24 protein-coding genes and 1 pseudogene are annotated in these 25061 nt (G+C 56.6%); 2 read left to right on the plus strand and 23 right to left on the minus strand.

Annotation, left to right across the window (positions count from 1 at the left end; translation table 11 throughout):
* Nucleotides 1–522 (minus strand): annotated as a pseudogene (locus tag AC3IX1_RS28565) (ATP-binding protein); the annotation flags it as partial.
* Between the two features lie 107 nt (nt 523–629).
* Between AC3IX1_RS28565 and istA the strand changes: the two are divergent.
* Both istA and istB read left to right on the plus strand, forming a co-directional pair.
* On the plus strand, nt 630–2129 hold the full coding sequence (istA, locus tag AC3IX1_RS28570) for an IS21 family transposase (RefSeq protein WP_178925292.1): 1500 nt from the start codon (nt 630–632) through the stop codon (nt 2127–2129).
* A complete protein-coding gene (gene istB, locus AC3IX1_RS28575) occupies nt 2122–2925 on the plus strand; it encodes an IS21-like element helper ATPase IstB (protein WP_489385302.1) in 804 nt (267 codons plus the stop codon). Before istA ends, istB begins: the two co-directional genes overlap by 8 nt.
* Nucleotides 2926–3082: 157 nt before the next feature.
* Here istB and AC3IX1_RS28580 read toward each other — a convergent pair whose 3' ends face one another.
* The 22 genes from AC3IX1_RS28580 to rpmH form a co-directional block, all read right to left on the minus strand.
* Nucleotides 3083–3943 (minus strand): TnsA endonuclease N-terminal domain-containing protein, encoded by an 861-nt coding sequence (locus tag AC3IX1_RS28580; protein WP_489386640.1) that lies wholly within the window; start codon nt 3941–3943, stop codon nt 3083–3085.
* A gap of 282 nt (nt 3944–4225) precedes the next feature.
* Nucleotides 4226–6058: a glutamine--fructose-6-phosphate transaminase (isomerizing) gene (gene glmS, locus AC3IX1_RS28585; RefSeq protein ID WP_489386641.1), complete on the minus strand. Its 1833-nt coding sequence runs from the start codon at nt 6056–6058 to the stop codon at nt 4226–4228.
* Nucleotide 6059: 1 nt separating this feature from the next.
* Nucleotides 6060–6836: a DeoR family transcriptional regulator gene (locus AC3IX1_RS28590; RefSeq protein WP_489386642.1), complete on the minus strand. Its 777-nt coding sequence runs from the start codon at nt 6834–6836 to the stop codon at nt 6060–6062.
* Between the two features lie 201 nt (nt 6837–7037).
* Entirely contained in the window at nt 7038–8405 is a 1368-nt protein-coding gene (gene glmU, locus AC3IX1_RS28595) for a bifunctional UDP-N-acetylglucosamine diphosphorylase/glucosamine-1-phosphate N-acetyltransferase GlmU (protein ID WP_489386643.1), read from the minus strand.
* Between the two features lie 113 nt (nt 8406–8518).
* Nucleotides 8519–8944 carry a F0F1 ATP synthase subunit epsilon gene (locus AC3IX1_RS28600; RefSeq protein WP_007969909.1) on the minus strand — a complete coding sequence of 142 codons (426 nt, stop codon included), beginning with the start codon at nt 8942–8944 and terminating at the stop codon, nt 8519–8521.
* Nucleotides 8945–8989: 45 nt separating this feature from the next.
* Nucleotides 8990–10369, minus strand: a complete 1380-nt coding sequence (atpD, locus tag AC3IX1_RS28605) for a F0F1 ATP synthase subunit beta (RefSeq protein WP_008045671.1) — start codon at nt 10367–10369, stop codon at nt 8990–8992.
* A gap of 27 nt (nt 10370–10396) precedes the next feature.
* Nucleotides 10397–11257, minus strand: coding sequence for a F0F1 ATP synthase subunit gamma (atpG, locus tag AC3IX1_RS28610; protein WP_008045673.1), 861 nt, complete (start codon nt 11255–11257; stop codon nt 10397–10399).
* A 50-nt stretch (nt 11258–11307) separates the two neighbouring features.
* Complete coding sequence (gene atpA, locus AC3IX1_RS28615; RefSeq protein ID WP_030132553.1) at nt 11308–12852, minus strand: F0F1 ATP synthase subunit alpha; 1545 nt, start codon at nt 12850–12852, stop codon at nt 11308–11310.
* A 21-nt stretch (nt 12853–12873) separates the two neighbouring features.
* Nucleotides 12874–13410: a F0F1 ATP synthase subunit delta gene (locus AC3IX1_RS28620; RefSeq protein ID WP_008045680.1), complete on the minus strand. Its 537-nt coding sequence runs from the start codon at nt 13408–13410 to the stop codon at nt 12874–12876.
* A 12-nt stretch (nt 13411–13422) separates the two neighbouring features.
* Nucleotides 13423–13893, minus strand: coding sequence for a F0F1 ATP synthase subunit B (locus AC3IX1_RS28625; protein ID WP_102700983.1), 471 nt, complete (start codon nt 13891–13893; stop codon nt 13423–13425).
* A gap of 58 nt (nt 13894–13951) precedes the next feature.
* On the minus strand, nt 13952–14209 hold the full coding sequence (gene atpE / locus AC3IX1_RS28630; protein ID WP_003097235.1) for a F0F1 ATP synthase subunit C: 258 nt from the start codon (nt 14207–14209) through the stop codon (nt 13952–13954).
* Nucleotides 14210–14342: 133 nt separating this feature from the next.
* Nucleotides 14343–15212 (minus strand): F0F1 ATP synthase subunit A, encoded by an 870-nt coding sequence (gene atpB, locus AC3IX1_RS28635; RefSeq protein ID WP_489353899.1) that lies wholly within the window; start codon nt 15210–15212, stop codon nt 14343–14345.
* A 16-nt stretch (nt 15213–15228) separates the two neighbouring features.
* Nucleotides 15229–15636, minus strand: coding sequence for a F0F1 ATP synthase subunit I (locus tag AC3IX1_RS28640; protein WP_008045685.1), 408 nt, complete (start codon nt 15634–15636; stop codon nt 15229–15231).
* Nucleotides 15637–15784: 148 nt separating this feature from the next.
* Nucleotides 15785–16657 (minus strand): ParB/RepB/Spo0J family partition protein, encoded by an 873-nt coding sequence (locus AC3IX1_RS28645; RefSeq protein ID WP_150753779.1) that lies wholly within the window; start codon nt 16655–16657, stop codon nt 15785–15787.
* A gap of 9 nt (nt 16658–16666) precedes the next feature.
* Entirely contained in the window at nt 16667–17464 is a 798-nt protein-coding gene (locus AC3IX1_RS28650) for a ParA family protein (RefSeq protein WP_046038783.1), read from the minus strand.
* Nucleotides 17465–17482: 18 nt separating this feature from the next.
* On the minus strand, nt 17483–18127 hold the full coding sequence (gene rsmG, locus AC3IX1_RS28655; RefSeq protein ID WP_489386644.1) for a 16S rRNA (guanine(527)-N(7))-methyltransferase RsmG: 645 nt from the start codon (nt 18125–18127) through the stop codon (nt 17483–17485).
* Complete coding sequence (gene mnmG / locus AC3IX1_RS28660; protein WP_223443616.1) at nt 18124–20022, minus strand: tRNA uridine-5-carboxymethylaminomethyl(34) synthesis enzyme MnmG; 1899 nt, start codon at nt 20020–20022, stop codon at nt 18124–18126. The genes rsmG and mnmG overlap by 4 nt, the downstream gene beginning before the upstream one ends.
* Nucleotides 20023–20572: 550 nt before the next feature.
* On the minus strand, nt 20573–21943 hold the full coding sequence (mnmE, locus tag AC3IX1_RS28665) for a tRNA uridine-5-carboxymethylaminomethyl(34) synthesis GTPase MnmE (RefSeq protein WP_489279036.1): 1371 nt from the start codon (nt 21941–21943) through the stop codon (nt 20573–20575).
* Nucleotides 21944–22022: 79 nt separating this feature from the next.
* Nucleotides 22023–23702 (minus strand): membrane protein insertase YidC, encoded by a 1680-nt coding sequence (gene yidC, locus AC3IX1_RS28670; RefSeq protein ID WP_489386645.1) that lies wholly within the window; start codon nt 23700–23702, stop codon nt 22023–22025.
* Between the two features lie 2 nt (nt 23703–23704).
* Entirely contained in the window at nt 23705–23950 is a 246-nt protein-coding gene (gene yidD, locus AC3IX1_RS28675; RefSeq protein WP_010565858.1) for a membrane protein insertion efficiency factor YidD, read from the minus strand.
* Nucleotides 23943–24344, minus strand: coding sequence for a ribonuclease P protein component (gene rnpA / locus AC3IX1_RS28680; protein ID WP_223455496.1), 402 nt, complete (start codon nt 24342–24344; stop codon nt 23943–23945). Before rnpA ends, yidD begins: the two co-directional genes overlap by 8 nt.
* A 16-nt stretch (nt 24345–24360) precedes the next feature.
* Nucleotides 24361–24495 carry a 50S ribosomal protein L34 gene (rpmH, locus tag AC3IX1_RS28685; protein ID WP_003213577.1) on the minus strand — a complete coding sequence of 45 codons (135 nt, stop codon included), beginning with the start codon at nt 24493–24495 and terminating at the stop codon, nt 24361–24363.
* Between the last annotated feature and the right edge of the window lie 566 nt (nt 24496–25061).

A 25061-nucleotide genomic window follows, 5' to 3' on the forward strand; every position in this document is an offset into this window, starting at 1 on the left:
TCACTTTTTGCGATACGTCGGTGAAAACTCAAACAGGTCGTTATTTATCCAACCTGCGGCCCTTAACGCTACAAGTGGGGAATCGTGTTCAGCCAGCGCTTTAGCCTCAGAGGACTCTACAGCAACAGCAGCAGGTGCCTGAGGTTTACCCGCGGAGACCGCTGGAGTCAGATTTGTCTGATGTTCACGCGACACGACACTCCGAAGCAGGGCAAGACGGTCTGCTCGAACCAGTCCATCGAACGCCATCATGTCGTTCAGCTGCTCTTCGATCGGCAGCAGGTCGTCGAACTGCCGCATCCGCTTTGGATCTCGGCTGCGCAGTGCTGACAGTGCTGGCTTCAGGATCTGCATCTTCGAGTTGCTCACCTTCGCAATTATCTCGGCAGTCAAACACTCCGAGCCACTTTGAACGGCATAACGCTGACTCAACACCAACAGTTTGACGAGAAAATCTGTGACGCCTTGGGTGTGCTCATACAACACATCGAAAATCTCGTCAGTCAGTTCCGCCTGTTGCCGCTGACCGAAAACTGACCCAGTAAAGGCTGTTCTGCCGACTGAAAACTGACCCAGGTGTTCAACTACTTCTGCTCACTTTCCGAGCAGGAGAACACAGGGTGATCAGCATGGAAATGTTGGGGAAAATTCGGAGGATGTACTTTCGCGACAAGCTGTCGCTGCACCAGATCGCCAAGCGTACCGGGCTGTCGAGAAACACCATCCGAAAATGGGTCAGAGCACCCGAAGCCACTCAGCCGGCGTACCAGCGGTGCGTAACCTTCAACAAACTCAGCCCATTCCACGAGACGCTGGAGCAGGCGCTGAAGGCTGATTCGTTTCGGGCAAAGCACAACCGCAGGAGCGCCAAAGCACTCTTTGAGCAGATCAAAGCCCAGGGTTATGACGGCGGCTACAGCCAGCTCACAGCCTTCATCCGCTCGTGGCGCGGTGAGCAAGGCAAATCGTTACGTGCCTTTGTGCCGCTGACGTTTGCACTCGGTGAGGCTTTTCAATTTGACTGGAGCGAAGAAGGTCTGCTGATCGGCGGCCTGTTCCGACGCATCCAGGTCTCCCACATGAAGCTGTGCGCCAGTCGCGCGTTCTGGTTGGTTGCGTATCCCAGCCAAGGCCACGAGATGCTGTTCGATGCCCATACGCGCTCGTTCGGTGCGTTAGGTGGGGTGCCACGTCGAGGCATCTACGACAACATGAAAACGGCTGTCGACAAGGTTAACAAGGGCAAAGGCCGCACGGTCAATGCTCGGTTTTCCGTGATGTGCGCGCACTACCTGTTCGATCCGGACTTCTGCAATGTCGCCTCGGGCTGGGAAAAAGGCATCGTTGAAAAGAACGTGCAAGACAGCAGACGACGCATCTGGCTCGACGCTCAAGACTGCATGTTTCACACCTTCGAAGAATTGAATGCCTGGCTCGGCCAACGCTGTCGTGCACTCTGGAGCGAGCTGGTGCATCCGCAGTACAACGGGCTGACGGTGGCAGAGGTCTTGGAGCTAGAGCGGGTCGAAATGATGCCGATGCCGACGGCTTTTGATGGCTACGTCGAGCGCACCGTGCGGGTCTCCAGCACCTGCCTGATCAGCGTGGCGCGAAATCGATATTCGGTGCCTTGCGAGCGCGTCGGCCAGTGGGTCAGCAGCCGTCTGTATCCTTCTCGGATCGTGGTCATCGCCGATGAAACTATGATCGCCAGCCACGAGCGTCTGTTTGATCGAGATCAGGTCAGTTTTGACTGGCAGCATTACATCCCACTCATCGAACGCAAACCCGGTGCGCTGCGCAATGGCGCGCCGTTTGCCGATCTGCCTAAGCCGTTGCAGCTTCTCAAGCGGGGCCTGAGACGTCACAGCAACGGTGATCGAATCATGACGCAGGTACTGGCTGCTGTGCCCATCGCCGGTCTCGACCCGGTGCTCGTGGCGGTAGAACTGGTGCTTGAGTCGGGAAGCTTGAGCGCCGATCACATCCTGAATGTTCTAGCTCGACTGACCTCCACTGCACCACCTCCTTCCGTAGAAACCAACCTGCAACTCAAGGTAGCGCCTGTCGCCAATACGGCGCGCTACGACCGGCTCCGTACAACCGATGAGGAGAATCGCAATGCGTGACCTAATGGCGGAACTCAAAGAGCTGCGTCTGCATGGCATGGCCAGCGCTTGGGAAGAACTGGCTTCTCAAGGCGAAGCCTCGACGACGTCGTCGAAGTGGCTGCTCGAACATCTGCTCCAACAAGAACAAGCAGATCGCGCCGTACGCTCAGTGAACCACCAGATGAACATGGCCAAACTGCCCATGCATCGTGACTTGGCAGGCTTCGACTTCGGCGCTTCCAGCGCAGATGCCCGTCTGGTCAAAGATCTGTCCAGCTTGGAGTTCACAGAGACCGCGCAGAATGTCGTGTTCATCGGCGGGCCCGGAACCGGCAAAACACATTTGGCCAGCGCCCTGGCCGTGTCCGGAATCACGACCCATAACAAACGCGTGCGCTTCTTTTCCACAGTGGATCTGGTCAATCTGCTGGAGCGTGAAAAGTACGACGGCAAGAGTGGCCGAATCGCTCAAGGGCTGCTTCGGACAGACCTGGTGATACTCGATGAACTGGGGTATTTGCCCTTCAGCCAGAGCGGCGGCGCGCTGTTATTTCACCTGCTGTCCAAGCTATACGAGCACACCAGCATTGTGATCACGACCAACCTCAGCTTCTCGGAATGGTCGAGTGTGTTCGGCGACGCCAAGATGACCACAGCGTTGCTGGATCGGTTGACACACCATTGTCACATCGTCGAAACGGGCAACGAGTCCTACCGCCTGCAACACAGCACTCTGGCCGCGCAGACAAAGATCAAATCACGTGAACGAAAGCGCAAGGACGAAGATGGTATCGAGGACGATGAACCGTTTTGATCTGCACCATAAACACCCTGCCGCATGCCTTTATGCGGTGGGGCTTGATGACCGTTCAACCGGAACACTGCTGCTAAGCTTATTCACAATTGCTGGGACAAAAAACAGCAATCCGCCCTGGGTCAATTTTCAATCGGCAGGGTGGGTCAGTTTTCAATCAGCGCCAACACATATTCTCCTTCAAGAATGCCTGGCCGGCCGTTTGAAGAACTGCAAATTCCGGTAGAGCGGCAGTCAGTAAGAGAGGAGCATTCAACAAATCAACCTTAACCACTTTACTCCAGACAAGATAAAAAAATATTCCTCTGGCATCGGCGTAGGATATAGATAACCGAGAAGCAATTTTTCGCAGACACTCAGCCAAAGTCCATGGATAGGCCCTGACACTCTCCAAACAATCGATAAAATCAACATGCAGGGATGATTTCATTAAGTCTCTAGGTAGCTGCGAGTACTTTCTGAGCATACCCAGATTTTTTATTAAATCCTGAGTAAAGAACTCTTCAGTAACTATGCTCCAATCAACTCCTTGGCTTTTCCAAAAACGCCTTTCAATTTCAAATTTTTCAAGCGTTCGCTTTACCCCTTTACCTTCCAAATCCTTTTGATACTTAACCGTTCTAGCAACAGACTTAAAACTTCCATTCGACTCCCGAACGGTCAAGAGAAAGTCTGTCGTCATTACACACGGCAATGTGGTACCAGGGTACTTTGGATAACGGACACCTATCGAAGCGGCAATAGCTTGCGCATGCTCCTGAGGTAATAATGGATATTGCTCACGGATATCCACGACATCTTCAGAAAATTCGCAAACAAGGTAGTAAGATCGCTCAAGATCTGACAGAAGGTGGTGTATCCGATCAACCTTCACTCCTTGGATCTTGTGTGAACGCCCCCTTGACGGAACATCCTGCACCCGTAGCCAGGGCACGTAGCTCGCTCCAGCGCCTGCGCCAAATCCATTTGCAATATGCCGTTCAATGTCCTGCTGTGATGCAAACCTGCGACCTCGCAACCCCCCGCCTCCTCAGTCCGTGCGAACCGCTTCATTTCACGCCGGAAATAGTTGTAGGAAAAGATGTTCGGCATAGCGACCATCTCGAAGGCATTCCTAGGCTACTACAGCTGAAAATCGAAGCGATGAATCCAGACCGAAGGATCGACCCGGAAAAGTAAACCCCCCGTAAATACGGGGGTTTAGGCCTTGTGTCAATCTATGTTGGCTTGTGTCAATCTTTATTGTTTTGTGTCAATCTTTATTTTTCAAAACCAAGGGGGTTTTTCATCTGTGGATAACTTATTCCACAGTGACCGACTTCGCCAGGTTGCGCGGCTGGTCAACATCGGTGCCTTTGAGTACGGCAACGTAATACGACAGCAGTTGCAGCGGGATGGTGTAGAGAATCGGCGACAGGATGTCGTGGATGTGCGGCATGTGCACCACGTGGGTGCCTTCACCGTTGGTCATGCCGGCCTTCTCGTCAGCGAAGACGATCAACTGGCCACCGCGGGCGCGGACTTCCTGGAGGTTGGACTTCAACTTCTCCAGCAGCTCGTTGTTCGGCGCCACGGTCACCACTGGCATATCGTTATCCACAAGCGCCAACGGGCCGTGTTTCAGCTCGCCGGCCGGATAGGCTTCGGCGTGGATGTAGGAGATTTCCTTGAGCTTGAGTGCCCCTTCCATCGCCACCGGGAACTGCGCGCCACGGCCGAGGAACAGCGTATGGTGTTTCTCGGCGAACAGCTCGGAGATTTTTTCCACGGTGGTGTCCATGGCCAGCGCTTCGCCCAGACGGGTCGGCAAACGACGCAGTTCTTCGACCAGCGTCGCTTCGACGCCTTTGGCCAAGGTGCCACGAACCTGGCCCAGGGAAAGCGTCAGCAACAACAGGCCAACCAATTGCGTGGTGAAGGCTTTGGTCGATGCCACACCGATTTCGCGACCGGCCTGGGTCAACAGGGTCAGATCGGACTCACGCACCAGCGAGCTGATGCCGACGTTGCAGATCGCGAGGCTGGCCAGGAAGCCCAGTTCCTTGGCGTTGCGCAGCGCGGCCAGGGTGTCGGCGGTTTCGCCGGACTGGGAAATGCTCACGAACAAGGTGTCCGGCTGCACCACTACCTTGCGGTAGCGGAATTCGCTGGCGACTTCGACCTGGCAAGGAATGCCGGCCAGCTCTTCAAGCCAGTAACGCGCGACCATGCCGGCGTGGTAGCTGGTGCCGCACGCGACGATCTGTACGTTACGCACTTTGGCGAACAGCTCGGCAGCCTGTGGGCCGAATGCCTGTACCAGCACCTGGTTCTGGCTCAGGCGACCTTCCAGGGTGCGCTGCACCACGGACGGTTGCTCGTGGATTTCCTTGAGCATGAAGTGGCGGTACTCGCCCTTTTCAGCGGCTTCGGCGCCGTCGCGATACTGCACGGCTTCGCGCTCGACAGCCTGGCCGTTGACGTCCCAGATCTGCACGCTGTCGCGGCGGATTTCGGCGATATCGCCTTCTTCCAGGTACATGAAGCGGTCGGTGACCTGACGCAGGGCCAACTGGTCGGACGCCAGGAAATTTTCCCCCAGGCCCAGGCCGATCACCAGCGGGCTGCCGCTGCGGGCTGCGACCAGGCGATCAGGCTGCTGCATGCTGATCACTGCCAGGCCATAAGCGCCGTGCAGTTCTTTGACAGTTGCCTTGAGGGCCACGGTCAGGTCGTTCAGATCCTTGAGTTTGTGGTTCAGCAGGTGAGCGATGACTTCGGTGTCGGTGTCCGAGGTGAACACATAACCCAGGGCCTTGAGTTGTTCACGCAGGACTTCGTGGTTTTCGATAATGCCGTTATGCACCACCGCCAGATCGCCGGAGAAATGCGGGTGGGCATTACGCTCGCACGGCGCACCGTGAGTAGCCCAGCGGGTGTGGGCAATACCCAGGCGCCCGACCAGAGGCTCGGCAGCCAGTGCTTGTTCCAGCTCACTGACCTTGCCCGGGCGACGCACGCGCTCGAGTTTTTCGTCGTTGGTGTAGACCGCTACGCCAGCGCTGTCATACCCACGGTATTCCAGGCGCTTCAGGCCTTCGACCAGGATGGCGGTGATGTTACGTTCTGCGACTGCGCCGACAATTCCACACATGCTATTTCTCCTGACTGACAGCCGCGCAAATCAAAGTGATGCCGCGGGCCTGAATCTGATCGCGAGCCTCTAGCGGCAGGCGTTCATCGGTAATAAGGGTATGGACACTGCTCCAGGGCAGCTCCAGGTTGGGAATCTTGCGGCCAATCTTGTCGGCCTCCACCATCACGACCACTTCGCGGGCGACTTCGGCCATGACCCGGCTCAGCCCGAGCAGTTCGTTGAAGGTGGTTGTACCGCGAACCAGATCGATGCCATCGGCGCCGATAAACAGCTGGTCGAAGTCGTAGGAGCGTAGTACCTGCTCGGCAACCTGCCCCTGAAAGGACTCGGAATGCGGGTCCCAGGTACCACCGGTCATCAACAGCACCGATTCGTGCTCAAGTTCGCTCAGGGCATTGGCGACATGCAGCGAGTTGGTCATCACCACCAGGCCGGGTTGCTGTCCGAGTTCCGGGATCATGGAGGCGGTGGTACTGCCACTGTCGATAATGATCCGCGCATGCTCGCGAATCCGCGCGACGGCGGCACGGGCGATGGCTTGCTTGTACTTGGAAACCGGTTGACCAAGGTCCGCGACCAGTTCCTGAGGCATGGTGATCGCCCCGCCGTAACGACGCAGCAACAGGCCATTGCTTTCAAGCGCCGCCAGATCCTTGCGAATCGTAACTTCCGACGTTTCGAAGCGCTTGGCCAACTCATCCACACTGACTTCGCCCTGCTCATTGAGCAAGGCGAGGATGTTGTGACGACGCTGAGGTGTGTTGCGCTTCGACATGAGCTGGTAAGTTTCGTTTCGAAAGATAACGGAAGCAATCAAAACCTATCAGCGAAACTTCGTCAAGCGCCATGCGATAAAAAGAGCTGTGGATAACTTGCTCGCGATGGGCGTGAGCGATGATGCATTCTTTCTGGAAAAATGCGCCGCTCTCGAATTCATCGCGAGCAAGCTCGCTCCTACAAGGGAGTTGTGGATAACTCAGCCCTTCTTGATCTTTTCCGGCCGCTTCCAGCCATCGATGTTCTTCTGACGAGCACGCCCGATAGCCAACTGGGATTTATCCACAGTCGAGGTGATGGTCGAGCCGGCCGCCGTGGTCGCACCGTCCAGGATATCCACAGGCGCTACCAACGAGTTGTTGGAACCGATGAACACGTCTTCACCCAGCACGGTTTTCCACTTGTTGGCGCCGTCGTAGTTGCAGGTGATGGTGCCAGCACCGATGTTGGTGCGCGCGCCCACTTCGGCATCGCCCAGATAAGCCAGGTGACCGGCCTTGGCGCCTTCACCCATGTGAGCGTTTTTCAGTTCGACGAAGTTACCCACATGCGCACGGGCTTCCAGCACGGTACCTGGACGCAGACGTGCAAACGGGCCGGCATCGCTGCCTTCACCCAGAACGGCACCTTCGATATGGCTATTGGCTTTGATGACCACACCTTTGCGCAGGGTGCTGTCCTTGATCACGCAGTTCGGGCCGATCACCACGTCGTCTTCGATGACGACTTTGCCTTCGAGGATGACGTTGATATCGATCAGCACGTCGCGGCCTATGGTGACTTCACCGCGCACATCGAAACGCGCCGGGTCGCGCAGTGTTACGCCTTGGGCCATCAAGCGGCGACCAGCGCGTAATTGAAAGTGACGCTCAAGCTCGGAAAGTTGCTTGCGGTCGTTTGCGCCCTGCACTTCCATCGCGTCGTGCGGTTGTTCAGTGGCCACCACCAGACCATCCTTGACCGCCATTTCGATCACGTCGGTCAGATAATACTCACCCTGAACGTTGTTGTTTGACAGGCGACCGGTCCAGTCAGCCAGGCGATCCGCCGGGACTGCAAGAATACCGGTGTTGCCTTCGTTGATGGCTCGTTGAGCTTCCGTGGCGTCCTTGTGCTCGACGATGGCAGAGACCTTGCCATCAGTGCCGCGAACAATTCGGCCGTAACCGGTCGCGTCGTCCAACTCGACGGTGAGCAGACCCATTTGCCCTGGCACGACAAGCTTGAGCAGGCGCTGCAGGGTGTCGACCTCGATCAACGGCACATCACCATAGAGCACCAGTACGGTGTCGGACTGAATGAACGGTACTGCCTGAGCAACGGCGTGACCGGTACCCAACTGTTTATCCTGCAGGACGAAATTCAGGTCATCCGCCGCCAGGCGTTCGCGAACGGCATCGGCACCGTGACCGATCACGACGTGGATGCGCTGTGGATCAAGTTGCCGGGCGCTGTGGATAACATGGCCGAGCATGGAGTTGCCGGCAATCGGGTGCAAGACTTTCGGCAACGCGGAACGCATGCGCGTGCCTTGGCCAGCAGCAAGAATAACGATTTCAAGAGACATGACTGGCTACCAATCCTGGGTGGTCAGCGGCTGCGACCAGGTTGTAAAAATCGGAAAAGAAAAAAGGGTAGCCGAGGCTACCCTTTTTAATCAATCACACAACAAGTGCTGCCTTAGTGGCCGAACTTCTTGCGGATCTGCTGGACGGTGCGCAGCTGAGCTGCAGCCTCGGCCAGACGTGCGGCAGCAGAACCGTAATCGAATTCTGCGCCCCGCTCATGCAGGGCCTTCTCGGCAGCCTTGACGGCTTCCTGAGCGGAGGCTTCATCCAGGTCGGCAGCACGTTGCACGGTGTCGGCAAGAACCTTGACCATGTTCGGCTGAACCTCGAGGAAACCACCGGAGATGTAATACACCTCCTCTTCGCCGCCCTGCTTGACCAGGCGGATCGGACCTGGCTTCAGATTAGTGATCAGCGGCGCGTGACCCAGAGCGATACCAAGATCACCCAGTGCACCGTGCGCAATCACCATCTCGACCAGACCGGAAAAGATTTCTCCTTCCGCGCTGACGATATCGCAATGGACTGTCATAGCCATCTGATTGCCTCAACCTAAATTAGCGCCCGTTGCCGGGCGCCGGGATTACAGTTTCTTGGCTTTTTCGATCGCTTCTTCGATGCCGCCAACCATGTAGAACGCTTGTTCTGGCAGGTGGTCGTAGTCACCGTTGAGGATGCCTTTGAAGCCAGCAATGGTGTCTTTCAGGGAAACGTATTTACCCGATGCACCGGTGAAGACTTCAGCCACGAAGAACGGCTGCGACAAGAAGCGCTGGATCTTACGAGCACGGTTTACCAACTGCTTGTCGGCTTCCGACAGCTCGTCCATACCCAGGATCGCAATGATGTCCTTCAGTTCTTTGTAACGCTGCAGAACGTACTGAACGCCGCGAGCGGTGTCGTAGTGGTCCTGGCCGATTACGTTCGGGTCCAGCTGGCGCGAAGTCGAGTCGAGTGGATCGACCGCTGGGTAGATACCCAGGGAAGCGATGTCACGGGACAGAACGACGGTAGCGTCCAAGTGGGCGAAGGTGGTCGCTGGCGACGGGTCGGTCAAGTCATCCGCAGGTACGTATACCGCTTGGATCGAAGTGATCGAACCTTCCTTGGTCGAAGTGATACGTTCTTGCAGAACGCCCATCTCTTCAGCCAGGGTCGGCTGGTAACCTACTGCCGAAGGCATACGGCCCAGCAGTGCGGATACTTCAGTACCGGCCAGGGTGTAACGGTAGATGTTGTCGACGAACAGCAGAACGTCGTTACCTTCGTCACGGAACTTCTCGGCCATGGTCAGGCCAGTCAGTGCTACGCGCAGACGGTTTCCCGGCGGCTCGTTCATCTGACCGTAAACCAGTGCCACTTTGTCCAGAACGTTGGAGTCCTTCATCTCGTGGTAGAAGTCGTTACCCTCACGAGTACGCTCACCCACACCGGCGAACACGGAATAACCGCTGTGCTCGATGGCGATGTTACGGATCAGTTCCATCATGTTTACGGTCTTGCCTACACCGGCACCACCGAATAGACCGACTTTACCGCCTTTGGCGAACGGGCAAACCAGGTCGATAACCTTGATGCCGGTTTCCAGCAGGTCGTTGCCGCCTGCTTGTTCAGCGAACGAAGGCGCTGGACGGTGAATGCCCCAACGCTCTTCAGTAGCGATTGGACCTGCTTCGTCGATCGGGTTGCCCAGAACGTCCATGATCCGGCCCAGAGTCGCTTTACCGACCGGTACGGAGATGGCTGCGCCAGAGTCGACAACGTCCAGACCGCGCTTCAAGCCTTCGGTGGAACCCATCGCAATGGTACGAACCACGCCGTCGCCCAGCTGCTGCTGAACTTCCAGGGTGGTCCCGGCCGCGCTTTGAACTGTCAGCGCGTTGTAGATGCTCGGTACGCTGTCGCGTGGAAATTCCACGTCGATAACGGCGCCGATGATTTGAACGATACGTCCGCTACTCATAGCTGGATCCTCTGAATATTTGAACCGTTAAACCGCGGCAGCGCCGCCGACGATTTCCGAGATCTCTTGGGTGATCGCAGCCTGACGCGCCTTGTTGTAGACCAGCTGCAAATCGCTGATCAAATCACCGGCGTTGTCGGTAGCGTTCTTCATCGCGATCATCCGCGCAGCTTGTTCAGCCGCGTTGTTCTCGACCACCGCCTGGTAGACCTGCGACTCCACGTAACGGACCATCAAGCCGTCCAGCAGCTCCTTGGCATCCGGTTCGTAGAGATAGTCCCAGTGGTGCTTGAGGTCTTGATCCGGGGTTGCCACCAGTGGAATCAACTGCTCCACGGTAGGCTGTTGCGTCATGGTGTTGATGAACTTGTTGGACACCACGGACAGGCGGTCAATACGGCCGTCCAGGTAGGCATCCAGCATCACCTTGACGCTGCCGATCAGATCATTGATCGACGGCTCTTCACCCAGGTGGCTGATAGCTGCAACGACGTTACCGCCGAAGTTGCGGAAAAAGGCCGCACCCTTGCTACCAACGACACACAGATCGATCTCGACGCCGTTTTCGCGGTTTACCGCCATGTCCTTGACCAGGGCCTTGAACAGGTTGGTGTTCAAGCCGCCGCACAGACCACGGTCACTGCTCACAACGACATAACCAACACGCTTGATTTCGCGGTCGATCATGAACGGGTGGCGGTATTCCGGGTTGGCGTTGGCCAGATGCCCAATTACCTGGCGGATACGCTCCGCATAAGGACGGCTAGCAGCCATGCGCATTTGTGCCTTGCGCATTTTGCTGACCGCCACTTTTTCCATGGCGCTGGTAATCTTTTGCGTGCTTTTGATGCTCGCAATCTTACTGCGAATCTCTTTTGCGCCTGCCATGTAACACCTATCAGGTTAGCAAGCGGGAGCCTTGCGGCTCCCGCTGCGGCTTACCAGGTTTGGGTGGCCTTGAACTTCTCGATACCGGCTTTCATGCCAGCGTCGATTTCGTCATTGAAGTCACCTTTCACGTTGATCTTCGCCATCAAATCGGCGTGATCGCGGTTGAAGAAAGCAATCAGCGCTTGCTCGAAGCTGCCGATCTTGGCGATTTCAACGTCAGTCAGGAACCCACGCTCAGCGGCATACAGCGACAGCGCCATGTCAGCGATCGACATTGGTGCGTATTGCTTCTGCTTCATCAGCTCGGTAACGCGCTGACCATGCTCAAGTTGCTTACGGGTCGCTTCGTCCAGGTCAGAAGCGAACTGGGCGAATGCCGCCAGTTCACGGTACTGAGCCAGAGCGGTACGGATACCACCGGAGAGCTTCTTGATGATCTTGGTCTGAGCGGCACCACCCACACGGGATACCGAAACACCGGCGTTCACTGCAGGGCGGATGCCCGAGTTGAACATGGCGGATTCCAGGAAGATCTGACCGTCGGTGATGGAAATCACGTTGGTCGGAACGAACGCGGAAACGTCGCCAGCCTGGGTTTCGATGATCGGCAGTGCGGTCAGGGAACCGGTTTTACCGGTCACTGCGCCGTTGGTGAACTTCTCTACGTACTCTTCCGAAACGCGGGATGCGCGCTCCAGCAGACGGGAGTGGAGATAGAACACGTCGCCTGGGTAAGCTTCACGGCCTGGTGGACGGCGCAGCAGCAGGGAAATCTGGCGGTAAGCCACTGCTTGCTTGGACAGATCGTCATAAACGATCAGCGCGTCTTCACCGCGGTCGCGGAAGAATTCACCCATGGTGCAACCGGAGTACGGTGCCAGGAATTGCAGCGCAGGAGATTCCGAAGCACTGGCAGCCACGATGATCGTGTTGGCCAGGGCGCCGTTTTCTTCCAGCTTGCGAACCACGTTGGCGATGGTCGATTGTTTCTGACCGATTGCTACGTAGACGCAGAAAATGCCGCTGTTCTTCTGGTTGATGATCGCGTCGATCGCCAGAGCGGTTTTACCGATCTGACGGTCACCGATGATCAGCTCACGCTGGCCACGGCCGACAGGGATCATGGCATCGACAGCCTTGTAGCCAGTCTGTACAGGCTGGTCTACCGACTTACGCCAGATCACGCCTGGAGCAACTTTCTCGACCGCGTCGGTCTCGGTGTTGCCCAGTGGACCTTTGCCGTCAACAGGGTTACCCAGTGCGTCGACTACGCGACCCAGCAGTTCCTTACCAACCGGAACTTCCAGGATGCGGCCGGTGCACTTGGCGCTCATGCCTTCAGCCAGAGACTGGTATGCGCCCAATACAACGGCACCTACGGAGTCTTGCTCCAGGTTGAGGGCCATACCGAAGACGCCGCCCGGAAACTCGATCATCTCGCCGTACATTACGTCGGCCAGACCGTGAATCCGCACGATACCGTCAGATACGCTGACGACAGTGCCTTCGTTACGGGCTTGGGAGGTCACATCGAGCTTGTCGATGCGGCCCTTGATAATTTCACTTATTTCGGAAGGATTGAGTTGCTGCATTGCTCTGCTGCCCCTTCAAACTCAAGATTTCAATGCTTCGGCAAGTTTCGCGATTTTGCCGCGAATCGAGCCATCGATAACCAGGTCGCCGGCGCGGATGACGACACCACCAATAAGGGCAGCGTCCTCCGCAACTTGCAGGCGCACTTCCCGGTTGAGTCGTGCACTGAGAACCTTGGCGAGTTTGTCTTGCTGTTCTTGGTTCAATGCGAAAGCACTGGTGACTTCAACGTCTACCGACTTCTCTTGTTCGGCCTTGTACAGGTCGAACAGAGCGGCAATCTCCGGCAACAGCGGGAGACGGTCGTTTTCGGCAACGACGTGGATGAAGTTCTGTGCCTTGGCATCAAACTTGTCGCCGCACACGTCAATGAACGTGGCGGCCTTTTCTGCGCTCGTCAGTCGCGGGGCCTTGAGCACGCGCTGCATGGTGTCGTCTTCCGACACCGCTGCAGCCAGGCCGAGCATGGCTGACCAATTGGCCAGTTGCTGGTGGGCCTGAGCGTGCTCGAAGGCCGCCTTAGCGTAAGGTCGGGCCAACGTGGTCAGTTCTGCCATGATCGCCCTCGCTTAGATTTCAGCAGCCAGTTGGTTAACCAGCTCTGCGTGCGCGTTTTGATCGATTGTGGCACCCAGGATCTTCTCGGCGCCGCCGACTGCCAGCAAGCCCACTTGGGCACGCAACGCGTCTTTGACACTGTTCAGTTCCTGTTCGATCTCGGCCTGAGCCTGAACCTTCACACGGTCAGCGTCGATACGGGCTTTTTCAACAGCCTCTTCAACAATCTGGTTACCGCGTTTCTTGGCTTGCTCGATGATTTCAGCTGCCTGAGCTTTCGCTTCGCGCAGTTGGTGACCCGCTTTTTCTTGGGCCAACTCCAGGTCGCGAGCTGCACGGCTGGCAGCGTCCAGACCATCAGCGATCTTCTTTTGACGTTCGTGCAGTGCCGCAATGACCGGAGGCCATACGAACTTCATGCAGAACAGTACAAAAATCAGGAACGCAACGGACTGGCCAATCAGGGTCGCATTAATGTTCACGCCAACACCTCGCAGTTACGTTGTCCATCACACCAAATTACCCGGAAGATCCGAGTAATTAGCCAGCGATTTGACCAACGAACGGGTTCGCAAAGGTGAAGAACAGAGCGATACCAACACCGATCATGGTTACGGCGTCGAGCAGACCGGCAACGATGAACATTTTAACTTGCAGCATTGGAACCATTTCTGGCTGACGCGCTGCGCCTTCCAGGAACTTGCCGCCCAGCAGGCCGAAACCAATTGCGGTACCCAGTGCGCCCAGGCCGATCAACAGTGCAACAGCGATAGCGGTTAGACCAACTACAGTTTCCATCTTTCCTCCCGACTTTTACGTCGTATGGTTTAGGTTTTTTAGATTAAAGCGGTAAAACAAATCGTTTCAGATGCCCCGTAAGGAGCCCCTCCCCGTTTTACCGGGAAGGACATCAGACTAGTCGAGACTGGTCTTAATGGTTTTCTTCGTGCGCCATCGACAGGTAAACGATGGTCAACATCATGAAGATGAACGCCTGCAGGGTGATGATCAGGATGTGGAACACAGCCCACGCCCACTGCAGAACAACGCCCAGGCCACTAAGCCAGAGCAGACCGCTGCCGAACATCACAGCAATCAGAATGAAGACCAGCTCGCCGGCGTACATGTTGCCGAACAGACGCAGAGCCAGGGAGATCGGCTTGGCGATCAGGGTCACGAATTCCAGCAGGAAGTTCACCGGGATCAGCAGCGCCTGAAGGAAGATGTTCTTGCTGCCGAACGGGTGCAGGGTCAGCTCACCGATGAAGCCGCCGAGGCCCTTGATCTTGATGCTGTAGAAAATGATCAGCGCGAACACCGAGAAGGCCATGGCCAGAGTCGCGTTCGGGTCGGTGGTCGACACGGCACGGAACGGGATGTGTGCATCGCCGGAGATCAGGATGGCCAGCTGAGGAATCCAGTCGACCGGTACCAGGTCGACGGCGTTCATCATGAACACCCAGACGAAGATGGTCAGTGCCAGTGGTGCAACCACCGGGCTACGACCATGGAAGCTGTCTTTCACGCTGCCATCGACGAATTCGACCAATACTTCAACGAAGTTCTGCAAAGCACCAGGTACACCGGTAGTCGCCTTCTTCGCCGCCATGCGGAAAAGGAGAACGAAAATCAGACCCAATGCGACCGACCAGCCGAGGGTATCGACGTGGAAAGCCCAGAAGCCCATTTCCTTGGCTTCTGCTGCGGTGTGGGCAAAGCCCCAGCCGCCGTTTGGGAGCTGACCGAAGGTCAGGTTCTGCAAGTGGTGCTGGATATAGCCCGAAGCGGTTGTTTCTGCCATGGTTGCCTCAAACGCCCTAAGGTCTCGAAAGTCTTGTTCTCATCAGCAGGGGAGCGAACCAGCTGACCGACTGAGTCAGCACGAAGGCACCGAATACTGCAATCGGCGCCAGTGGCTTCACACCTGCAAACACCAGTGCAAACAGCACTGCCGTCAAAATCAGTTTGCCTGCCTCGCCGGCATAAAAAGACCGGACGATGGACTGGGCTGCTCGGGCGCCGGAAAACCGAAATGCCCTGTGAGCGAAATAAACATTGGGTAGCAAGGCTATCAGGCCTCCACAGAGTCCCGAGTACCCGGCAACGACTCCATATCGGTACCAGAGCGCCAAAGCGGCGATCAGCAACACGACAAATTGAGCCATTAACACCGGAAAAACTGCCAGGCGATGGAAGGGCAGGCGGTTTGGCGTGCGGGTTTCCATCACTTTTACTCTCCAATGGTCGGCTGCCGAAATTCAATAACTTGGCATAATTTGTGCCGACAAAATGCGCGCAGAGTATAGGGGCGGTTCTGCCCCTATTCAACTGTCAGGTAGTGATTTCCGACTGCGCGCTACATGAGGAAATGTTTCAGCGGATATGTGCAAGTACGCCTTGAAGCTCATCCAGTGAGTTGTAGCCAATCACCAACTGCCCTTTACCCTTCTTACCGTGGCGGATCTGCACCGCAGAGCCTAGGCGCTCGGCCAGGCGCTGTTCGAGACGGGCGATATCCGGGTCTGGTTTTGCCGCTTCAACAGGCTCCGGTTTACCACTCAACCACTGGCGAACCAGTGCCTCGGTTTGGCGCACGGTCAGCCCGCGTGCGACAACATGTCGCGCCCCTTCAACCTGTTGAATTTCCGGCAAACCGAGCAAAGCACGGGCATGACCCATTTCCAGGTCGCCGTGGGACAACATGGTCTTGATGACTTCCGGCAAGGAAATCAGGCGCAACAGGTTAGCCACGGTCACCCGGGACTTGCCCACAGCTTCGGCCACCTGTTGCTGGGTCAGCTGGAACTCCTGCTGCAAACGCTGCAGGGCGACTGCTTCTTCAATCGGATTCAGGTCTTCGCGCTGGATGTTCTCGATCAGCGCGATGGCGATCGCGGTTTCATCGGGTACATCGCGCACCATCGCCGGGATCGTTTCCTGCCCGGCTTGCTGGCTGGCGCGCCAGCGACGTTCGCCGGCAATGATCTCGAAACGGCCGCTGCCGATCGGGCGAACCACGATGGGCTGCATGACGCCCTGGGCCTTGATCGATTGTGCCAGCTCTTCGAGGGCCTGCGGATCCATGTCACGACGCGGCTGGTACTTGCCACGCTGGAGCAGATCCAGGGGCAGGTGTTGCAGCTCGCGCTGATCGGCTTGCGTCGCTTGTTCTTCAAGCAAGCTGACAGTCGGACCACTCAACAGAGCATCCAGTCCACGTCCGAGACCTCGTTTCTTGACGGCCATGGGGATTCCTTAAGTTGCCTGAGCAGCGGCGATGCGTGAGTTTTTGCGTTGACGACGAACCATTTCGCCCGCCAATGCCAGATAGGCAACGGCGCCTCGCGACGCTTTGTCGTACGCCAGCGCCGGCATGCCGTAGCTTGGCGCTTCGGCCAGACGGATATTACGCGGAATGACGGTGTCGTAGAGCTGCTCGCCGAAGTGTTCCTTGAGCTGCGCCGAGACATCGTTCATCAGGCTCAGACGCGGGTCGTACATCGTACGCAGCAGGCCTTCGACCTTGAGGTTCGGGTTCAACAGTTCAGAGATACGCTTGATGTTATCCACAAGGTCGCTCAAGCCTTCGAGTGCGAAGTACTCGCACTGCATGGGGATAATGACCCCGTCGGCGGCAACCAGTGCGTTCAAGGTCAGCATCGACAGCGACGGCGGGCAGTCGATCAGGATGTAATCGTAGTTTTCCCGGATCGGCGCCAGCGCGCTGCGCAGACGACTTTCCTTCATCTGCATTTCCAGCAGAACCACTTCGGCCGCGGTGAGGTCGCGGTTGGCCGGCAACAGCTGGTAACCACCGTGTTCGGAGAAGTGCATGGCCTGGGCCAAATCACATTCGCCGATCAAAAGGTCGTAGACCGAGTTTTCCAGGCCATGTTTATCCACACCGCTACCCATGGTGGCGTTGCCCTGTGGATCAAGATCGATCAACAGCACCCGGCGCTTGGTCGCGACCAGGGATGCTGCGAGGTTGATGCAGGTGGTGGTTTTGCCCACGCCACCCTTTTGGTTCGCAATCGCGAATACCTTAGCCATTCTTGCTTGTGTTCCCAATCATGCCGTGCGGCGCAGTATCAGCAGATGGCGTTGGCCTTGGCAACCAGGTACGGCCAGGGCGTGTTCGCTATCGAGGTGGAAGTCTGCCGGCAATGCTACCAGCTCATCGGCCGGATGAACGCCCTTCATTGCCAGCCAGCGTGTTTCTCTATCGCCGAGGTGGCGAGTCCAGTTGCTGAAGTTTTCCATGCTGCTGAACGCCCGGGAAATGATCCCGTTGAACGGCTGGGCAGGTTGGAACGCTTCGACGCGACTGTGGATAACTTGCAGGTTATCCAGTTTGAGTTCGAGTTTGACCTGGGTCAGGAAGCGGGTTTTCTTGCCGTTGCTGTCCAGGCAGGTCACCTGGGACTCGGGAAACAGGATCGCCAGCGGAATGCCAGGCATGCCGCCGCCACTGCCGACGTCGAGCCAGCGACCGTTTTCGATGAACGACATCACGCTCAGGCTATCGAGCAAGTGACGGGAAACCATTTCGTCCGGATCACGCACGGCGGTGAGGTTGTAAGCCTTGTTCCATTTGATCAACAGGGCCAGGTAACCCAGCAGCTGTGCGTGCTGGGTTTCTGTCAGCGTGACACCGAGCTGGCGAGCACCTGTGGATAACTCTTCTGCGTGTTGCGAAGTGACCAACGAACTCAAGCGCTTTGCTCCAACTGACGGCCCGCGCCGCGTTTTTTCAAATGAATCATCAACAGCGAAATGGCTGCCGGCGTAACGCCCGGAATGCGTGAAGCCTGGCCCAGGGTTTCGGGACGGGTCGCGCCGAGCTTGCTCTGGATCTCCTTGGAGAGACCGGAAATATTCGTGTAATCGATATCCACAGGCAATTTGGTGTCTTCGCTGGCGCGCAGGCGGGCGATTTCATCCTGTTGACGATCGATGTAGCCGGCGTACTTGGTCTTGATTTCGACCTGCTCGGCAACCTGTGGATCTTCTGCGCCCCCACCGGTCACGGCGATCAGACCAGCGTAGTCGATTTCCGGACGGCTCAAGAGATTGAGCAGGTTGTATTCGTGGGTCAGTGGCGTGCCGAATTTTTCGGCAATGGCATCGCCCTGTTCGGTGCCCGGGCGTACCCAAGTGCTTTTCAGACGCTGCTCTTCCAGTTCGATGCTTTCGCGTTTTTTGCAGAAAGCGGCCCAACGCACGTCATCCACCAGGCCCAGTTCGCGACCTTTTTCGGTCAAGCGCAGGTCGGCGTTGTCTTCGCGCAGGATCAAACGGTACTCGGCACGGGAGGTAAACATCCGGTACGGCTCTTGGGTACCGAGGGTAATCAGGTCGTCGACCAACACGCCGATGTAGGCTTCGTCGCGACGCGGGCACCAGGCGTCTTTGCCTTGCGCACGCAGTGCAGCGTTGGTCCCGGCAAGCAAACCTTGGGCACCGGCTTCTTCGTAACCGGTTGTGCCGTTGATTTGCCCGGCAAAGAACAGACCGCCGATGACTTTGGTTTCCAGGCTGTATTTGAGATCGCGCGGATCGAAGTAGTCGTACTCGATCGCGTAGCCCGGACGCACGATGTGGGCGTTTTCCATGCCGCGGATCGATTGCACGATCTGCAATTGCACGTCGAACGGCAAGCTTGTGGATATCCCGTTCGGATACAGCTCATGGGTGGTCAAACCTTCCGGTTCGATAAACACCTGATGGCTTTCCTTGTCGGCAAAGCGGTGGATCTTATCTTCGATCGACGGGCAATAACGCGGGCCGATCCCTTCGATCTCACCGGCAGCGGAATACATCGGCGAACGGTCGAGGTTCGCGGCAATGATTTCGTGGGTGCGGGCGTTGGTGTGGGTAATCCAGCAGCTGACTTGCTTCGGATGCTGCTCTTTGGAACCCATGAACGACATCACCGGGATCGGCGTATCACCCGGTTGTTCGGACATCACAGAGAAATCCACAGACCGGCCGTCGATACGCGGCGGAGTACCGGTTTTCAAACGACCCACACGCAATGGCAGTTCACGCAGACGGTGAGCCAGCGCGATCGATGGCGGATCACCGGCGCGACCGCCGGAAAAATTCTGCAAACCGATGTGGATAAGTCCACCGAGGAACGTGCCGGTGGTCAACACCACGGAATCGGCGAGGAAACGCAGACCCATTTGCGTGACAACACCACGGACTTGTTCCTGCTCGACGATCAAATCGTCAGCGGCTTGTTGAAATATCCACAGGTTCGGCTGGTTCTCCAGGATTTCGCGGACAGCGGCCTTGTACAGAACCCGGTCTGCCTGCGCGCGGGTTGCTCGCACGGCCGGGCCTTTGCGGCTGTTCAACACACGAAACTGGATACCGCCTTTATCGGTAGCCATGGCCATCGCGCCGCCGAGGGCATCGATTTCCTTGACCAGGTGGCTTTTGCCGATCCCGCCGATGGCCGGGTTGCAACTCATGGCACCGAGGGTTTCCACGTTATGCGTCAGCAACAGGGTTTTAACCCCCATACGTGCTGAGGCCAGTGCTGCCTCGGTACCGGCATGACCGCCGCCGATGACGATCACTTCAAAACGGGAAGGGAAATCCACCACGCACCTCGTGCCTGCTTAAGTAGGTAATTCAGGAATAGTTTGAGCTCAGGTTTTTGGACCTGGTCGACAAGTATAGGGACTTCGCCCTTCCTAAAGAACCCTTTGCACAAAATTTAACCAGCTGTGGAAAAGTCGGAGTTATAGAAATTAAAAAGAAAGAAATTTATTAAATCTTTGTTTTTATGTTTATTTCTATGCACCTGCCTTTCTGTGGATAGATTGATACGGCCCTTTGTTTTCAATGTGTACAGAGATTCAAAACCCTGTGTTCATGTGCCAATGAGGCCCTTGGATAACCGGTGTAAGCCTGTGGATGAAAGGGGTGGTTATCCACAGAGACGGTTATGTTCAGTTTTCGAGCCTTGTTATCAACTGACCTTAGCCGCGGTTATTCACAGGGCTTAATCCACAGAAAAATGCCGTTTGCTCGAAATTCGGGTACAGGAATTGCGCTCAAGCAGACGAAGTCCGCTCGGCACTGGAAGTTTTTTTCAGAAAGGGAGGGAGCAGACAGGCACGAATGGCCTGTCTGTGAATAACAGGAAGGCTACTTACCGATACAGAAGCTGGAGAAAATTCGCCCCAGCAGATCGTCAGAGCTGAAAGCACCGGTGATTTCACCCAGCGACTGCTGAGCCTGGCGCAGATCCTCGGCCAATAACTCGCCAGCACCGGCCAGGGTCAATTGGGCACGGCCATGCTCGAGGGCAGCACTGGCATGACGCAGCGCCTCAAGGTGTCGCCGGCGAGCGCTGAAGCTGCTTTCGGACGTTTGTTCATAGCCCATGCAGGCCTTGAGGTGATCACGCAGCAGCTCCAGCCCGACACCACCAGACTTGGCGCTCAGGCTGATGGTGACATGGCCGTCCTGGCTGACCTCCAGGGCAATGGCTTCACCAGTAAGGTCGGCCTTGTTGCGGATCAGGGTAACTTTCGCGGGATCGGGACGGATTTCGAGAAACTCCGGCCACAGCGCGAAAGGATCGAGGGCTTCCGGCGCCGTGGCATCGACCACCAGCAATACCCGATCCGCTTCGCCGATGGCTTTCAAGGCTCGCTCGACGCCGATTTTTTCCACATGATCATCGGTATCGCGCAGGCCGGCGGTATCCACGACGTGCAGCGGCATGCCATCGATGTGGATATGTTCACGAAGCACGTCACGAGTGGTGCCGGCAATTTCGGTCACGATCGCCGCTTCACGCCCGGCCAGGGCATTGAGCAGGCTGGATTTACCGGCATTCGGACGGCCGGCAATGACCACTGTCATGCCGTCACGCAGCAAGGCGCCCTGCCCGGCTTCGCGGATGACGGTGGATAACTCGTCGCGCACCTTGTCGAGCATGCTCAGGACGTGGCCATCGGCGAGGAAGTCGATTTCCTCTTCCGGAAAATCGATGGCCGCTTCGACATAGATGCGCAGGCCGATCAATTGCTCGGTGAGGTTATGCACACGTGACGAGAAAGCCCCCTGCAGGGAGCGCAATGCGTTTCGCGCAGCCTGGGCAGAACTGGCTTCAATCAGGTCGGCAATGGCTTCGGCCTGGGCGAGGTCCAGTTTGTCGTTGAGGAAGGCGCGCTCACTGAATTCCCCCGGTCGGGCGAGACGGCAACCCAGTTCCAGGCAGCGCTTGAGCAACATATCCAGAACGATCGGACCGCCATGGCCTTGCAGCTCCAGCACATCTTCGCCTGTGAACGAGTTCGGGCCGGGGAAATACAAGGCAATGCCCTGGTCCAGCACCTCGTCGTTTTCACTGAAAAACGGACCGTAGTGAGCAAATCGCGGCTTGAGCTCGCGACCGCTGAAGGCCTTGGCCGCAACGCTGGCCAACGGCCCGGAAATACGCACGATGCCTACACCGCCGCGACCTTGAGCGGTGGCGACGGCTGCGATGGTTTCACGAGGAACGCTCATAAACCGGTATCCAGACAAAAGTGACAGATAGCAAAACGCCCCACTAGGGGGCGTTTTGAGTGGTTATCCACAGTGTAAATCAGGCAGCTGCTTTAGCGGCCGCTTCGATCTTACGTGTGATGTACCACTGTTGGGCGATCGACAGGCAGTTGTTCACTACCCAGTACAGCACCAGACCAGCCGGGAACCACAGGAAGAAGAAGGTGAAGATGATTGGCATCAGCTTCATCACCTTGGCCTGCATCGGATCCGGAGGAGTCGGGTTCAGCTGCTGCTGGATGAACATGGTTGCACCCATGATGATCGGCAGGATGAAGAACGGATCCTTGATCGACAGGTCAGTAATCCACAGCATGAACGGCGCCTGACGCATCTCGACGCTTTCCAGCAGAACCCAGTACAGCGAGAGGAAAACCGGCATCTGCACGAGGATTGGCAAGCAACCACCCAGCGGATTGATCTTCTCTTTCTTGTACAGCTCCATCATGGCTTGCGACATTTTCTGCCGGTCATCGCCATGTTGCTCTTTCAGCGCGGCCAGTTTCGGTGCCACTGCACGCATGCGCGCCATGGATTTGTAGCTGGCAGCCGACAGCGGGAAGAAGATCCCTTTGATCAGCATGGTCAGGAAGATGATCGACCAGCCCCAGTTACCCACAATGGCGTGGATATGTTGCAGCAACCAGAAGATCGGTTGGGCGATGAACCACAGAATGCCGTAGTCGACCGTCAGTTCCAGACCTGGGGACAACTCTTTGAGCACGGCCTGGCTTTTCGGACCGGCGTACAGAACGGCGCTGGTCTCGGCCTTGGCACCCGGTGCAACACTCATCGATGGGCCGGTGTAGCCGATGATGTAGTTGCCTTTGCTGTCTTTACGGGTCTGGACGACGTTGTTTTCGCCCTTGGCCGGAATCCATGCGGTCACGAAGTAGTGCTGCAACCAGGCAACCCAACCGCCATTGACGGTTTCTTTCAGCTGAGCCTTGTCCATGTCGCTCATCGACACTTTCTTGTACGGCTCGGAACTTGTCCACAGGGCGGCGCCCAGGTAAGTCGCGGTGCCGGTAGCCGTGGTCGACGAAGGATCGGCGCTGGCGTCGCGCTTCAACTGGGCGAACATCGCACCGGTCCAGGGCTGGGCGCTCTGGTTGTCGATCAGGTAGGAAACGGTTACGTCATACAGGCCGCGTTTCAGGGTGAAACGCTTGATGTAGTTGACGCCGTCCTTGCTGAACTTCAGGTCCACGACCAATTGGTCCTGACCGTCAGCCAGCTGATAAACCTTCTTCTCCGAGGAGTAAACCGGACGACCGGCCGGATTTGCATCCGGACCGTTGGTGCCGATCAGACCGCTTTGCGCCAGATAAGTACGTTCGCCGCCGTTATCGAACAGCTGGAACGGAATTTCCGGGTGATCCTGACGACGCGGATACAGCGGCAGGGTCAGCTGGGCAACATCGCCACCTTGTGGGTCGACAGCCAGGTCCAGTACATCCGTTTTGATCTGGATGAGGTCCTTGCTCACAGCCACCGGCGTTTCGGCAGGTGCGCTGGTGTCGCTTGCAGCACGTGGAATGTCGTCACTGGCGGAAGCGTTGGAGCCAGATGCCGTATCCGGCAGGCCCGATGCAGTCGTATTGGTGGCAACATTCTGAGTCGGCAGGGCAGCCTGGCCATAGTCCTGGTTCCATTTAAGAACCATAACGTAGGACACGATTGCCAGGGCGACGATCAGGATCGTGCGTTTGATATCCATGATTACTCGGCCATCGAAGAAGAACGGGAGGTAGGGATAGGTGGAACCGGGTCATAACCACCGGGATTCCACGGATGACAGCGACCTAAACGACGAAAGGTCAGCCAGCCACCGCGAAGAAGGCCATGATTTTCGATGGCTTCTAACGCGTAGCAGGAACAACTGGGGTAGAAACGACAGTGATCGGCCATCAGGGGACTAATGGCATAGCGATAAAACTGGATCGGAACGAGTGCCAGTTTACGCATCCGGACTGTCTACCCCTACAGGTTCGGTTTTGACTGCTGGTACCGGCGAACTGCGAGCCAGTCGTTTCCAGAGTTTGCCGAAATGCTGAATCAATTCGGGGTTTTCTACGTCGCCCAAACCTTTGCGCGCGACGATAACAATGTCCCAGCCGACCAGAGAATCCTGGTTCAGGCGAAACGATTCGCGCATCAGACGTTTGAGGCGATTGCGCTCGACGGAGAGCTTTACGCTCTTTTTCCCGATAACCAACCCGAGACGGGGGTGATCAAGATCGTTGTTGCGCGCAAGGAGCAGGAGATTTTTCCCCGGAACCTTGCCGGTAGGGGAGTCAAAGACTGCCTTGAATTGCCGGGGGGTAAGCAGACGCTTTTCCCGACTGAAGTCCTGACTCACCTCCAGTGCCGGATTATCAAACTGCCAGACGCGCACGACCTTTGGCGCGACGACGCGACAGGACGGCACGACCGTTCTTGGTAGCCATGCGAGCACGGAAACCGTGGGTACGAGCGCGTTTGATAGTGCTTGGTTGGAAAGTACGTTTCATTGTCGTGTTACCTGGTTCGTCCACAACGGGCCGGAATGGCCCCCGTTTTAAGAGACCGGGGATTCTAGAGAAAGCAAGCCTTCAGGTCAATTTCCAACCAGCGTTTCCTTATAAATAGATCTCCAGAGGTTTTTCGCCGCTTGCACCTTACGTAGATATAAAAATAAGAAAGGAAAGTATTTAAAGCTTTTTTGTAAAGCTTATAAAAGCTAGGCCCGCCCCCTTCTGTGGATAACTCGATTCAGCCCTTGTTTTACCTGATGTACAGAGAATGACAACTACAGTGGAAAACAGTGTTCAGCCTGTGCTGCGGTGTCGGATAACCTGTGTGTGAAAGGTCGCCTTATCCACAGGCCGGTTATCCACCGAGTTTCGCCCCCACTTGTGCAATGACCTTAACCCCGGTTATCCACAGAGCTTATGCACAGACCACTGGTCGCCTTTTTTGCGTATGAAACGGTGATTCTTCTTGGTCGATGAACCACCTTCGTGTGGATAAGTCGGCGTCTGGTCGCTACAATGGCCGCTTGTTTTTGCCTCACCGGCTTTCAACTTAGGGGATATCC

It is taken from the genome of Pseudomonas sp. KH_046_2 (assembly GCF_057838985.1).

Excerpts from the sequence above, each read along its gene's own strand:
- AC3IX1_RS28620 (WP_008045680.1), bottom strand. The coding sequence starts at position 13,410 with ATGGCAGAACTGACCACGTTGGCCCGACCTTACGCTAAGGCGGCCTTC.
- AC3IX1_RS28600 (WP_007969909.1), bottom strand. The coding sequence starts at position 8,944 with ATGGCTATGACAGTCCATTGCGATATCGTCAGCGCGGAAGGAGAAATC.
- istB (WP_489385302.1), top strand. The coding sequence starts at position 2,122 with ATGCGTGACCTAATGGCGGAACTCAAAGAGCTGCGTCTGCATGGCATG.
- AC3IX1_RS28590 (WP_489386642.1), bottom strand. The coding sequence starts at position 6,836 with ATGTCGAAGCGCAACACACCTCAGCGTCGTCACAACATCCTCGCCTTG.
- glmS (WP_489386641.1), bottom strand. The coding sequence starts at position 6,058 with ATGTGTGGAATTGTCGGCGCAGTCGCAGAACGTAACATCACCGCCATC.
- glmU (WP_489386643.1), bottom strand. The coding sequence starts at position 8,405 with ATGTCTCTTGAAATCGTTATTCTTGCTGCTGGCCAAGGCACGCGCATG.
- rpmH (WP_003213577.1), bottom strand. The coding sequence starts at position 24,495 with ATGAAACGTACTTTCCAACCAAGCACTATCAAACGCGCTCGTACCCAC.
- yidD (WP_010565858.1), bottom strand. The coding sequence starts at position 23,950 with ATGCGTAAACTGGCACTCGTTCCGATCCAGTTTTATCGCTATGCCATT.
- atpD (WP_008045671.1), bottom strand. The coding sequence starts at position 10,369 with ATGAGTAGCGGACGTATCGTTCAAATCATCGGCGCCGTTATCGACGTG.
- AC3IX1_RS28650 (WP_046038783.1), bottom strand. The coding sequence starts at position 17,464 with ATGGCTAAGGTATTCGCGATTGCGAACCAAAAGGGTGGCGTGGGCAAA.
- yidC (WP_489386645.1), bottom strand. The coding sequence starts at position 23,702 with ATGGATATCAAACGCACGATCCTGATCGTCGCCCTGGCAATCGTGTCC.
- atpA (WP_030132553.1), bottom strand. The coding sequence starts at position 12,852 with ATGCAGCAACTCAATCCTTCCGAAATAAGTGAAATTATCAAGGGCCGC.
- atpG (WP_008045673.1), bottom strand. The coding sequence starts at position 11,257 with ATGGCAGGCGCAAAAGAGATTCGCAGTAAGATTGCGAGCATCAAAAGC.
- AC3IX1_RS28640 (WP_008045685.1), bottom strand. The coding sequence starts at position 15,636 with ATGGAAACCCGCACGCCAAACCGCCTGCCCTTCCATCGCCTGGCAGTT.
- mnmE (WP_489279036.1), bottom strand. The coding sequence starts at position 21,943 with ATGAGCGTTCCTCGTGAAACCATCGCAGCCGTCGCCACCGCTCAAGGT.
- atpE (WP_003097235.1), bottom strand. The coding sequence starts at position 14,209 with ATGGAAACTGTAGTTGGTCTAACCGCTATCGCTGTTGCACTGTTGATC.
- AC3IX1_RS28645 (WP_150753779.1), bottom strand. The coding sequence starts at position 16,657 with ATGGCCGTCAAGAAACGAGGTCTCGGACGTGGACTGGATGCTCTGTTG.
- atpB (WP_489353899.1), bottom strand. The coding sequence starts at position 15,212 with ATGGCAGAAACAACCGCTTCGGGCTATATCCAGCACCACTTGCAGAAC.
- istA (WP_178925292.1), top strand. The coding sequence starts at position 630 with ATGGAAATGTTGGGGAAAATTCGGAGGATGTACTTTCGCGACAAGCTG.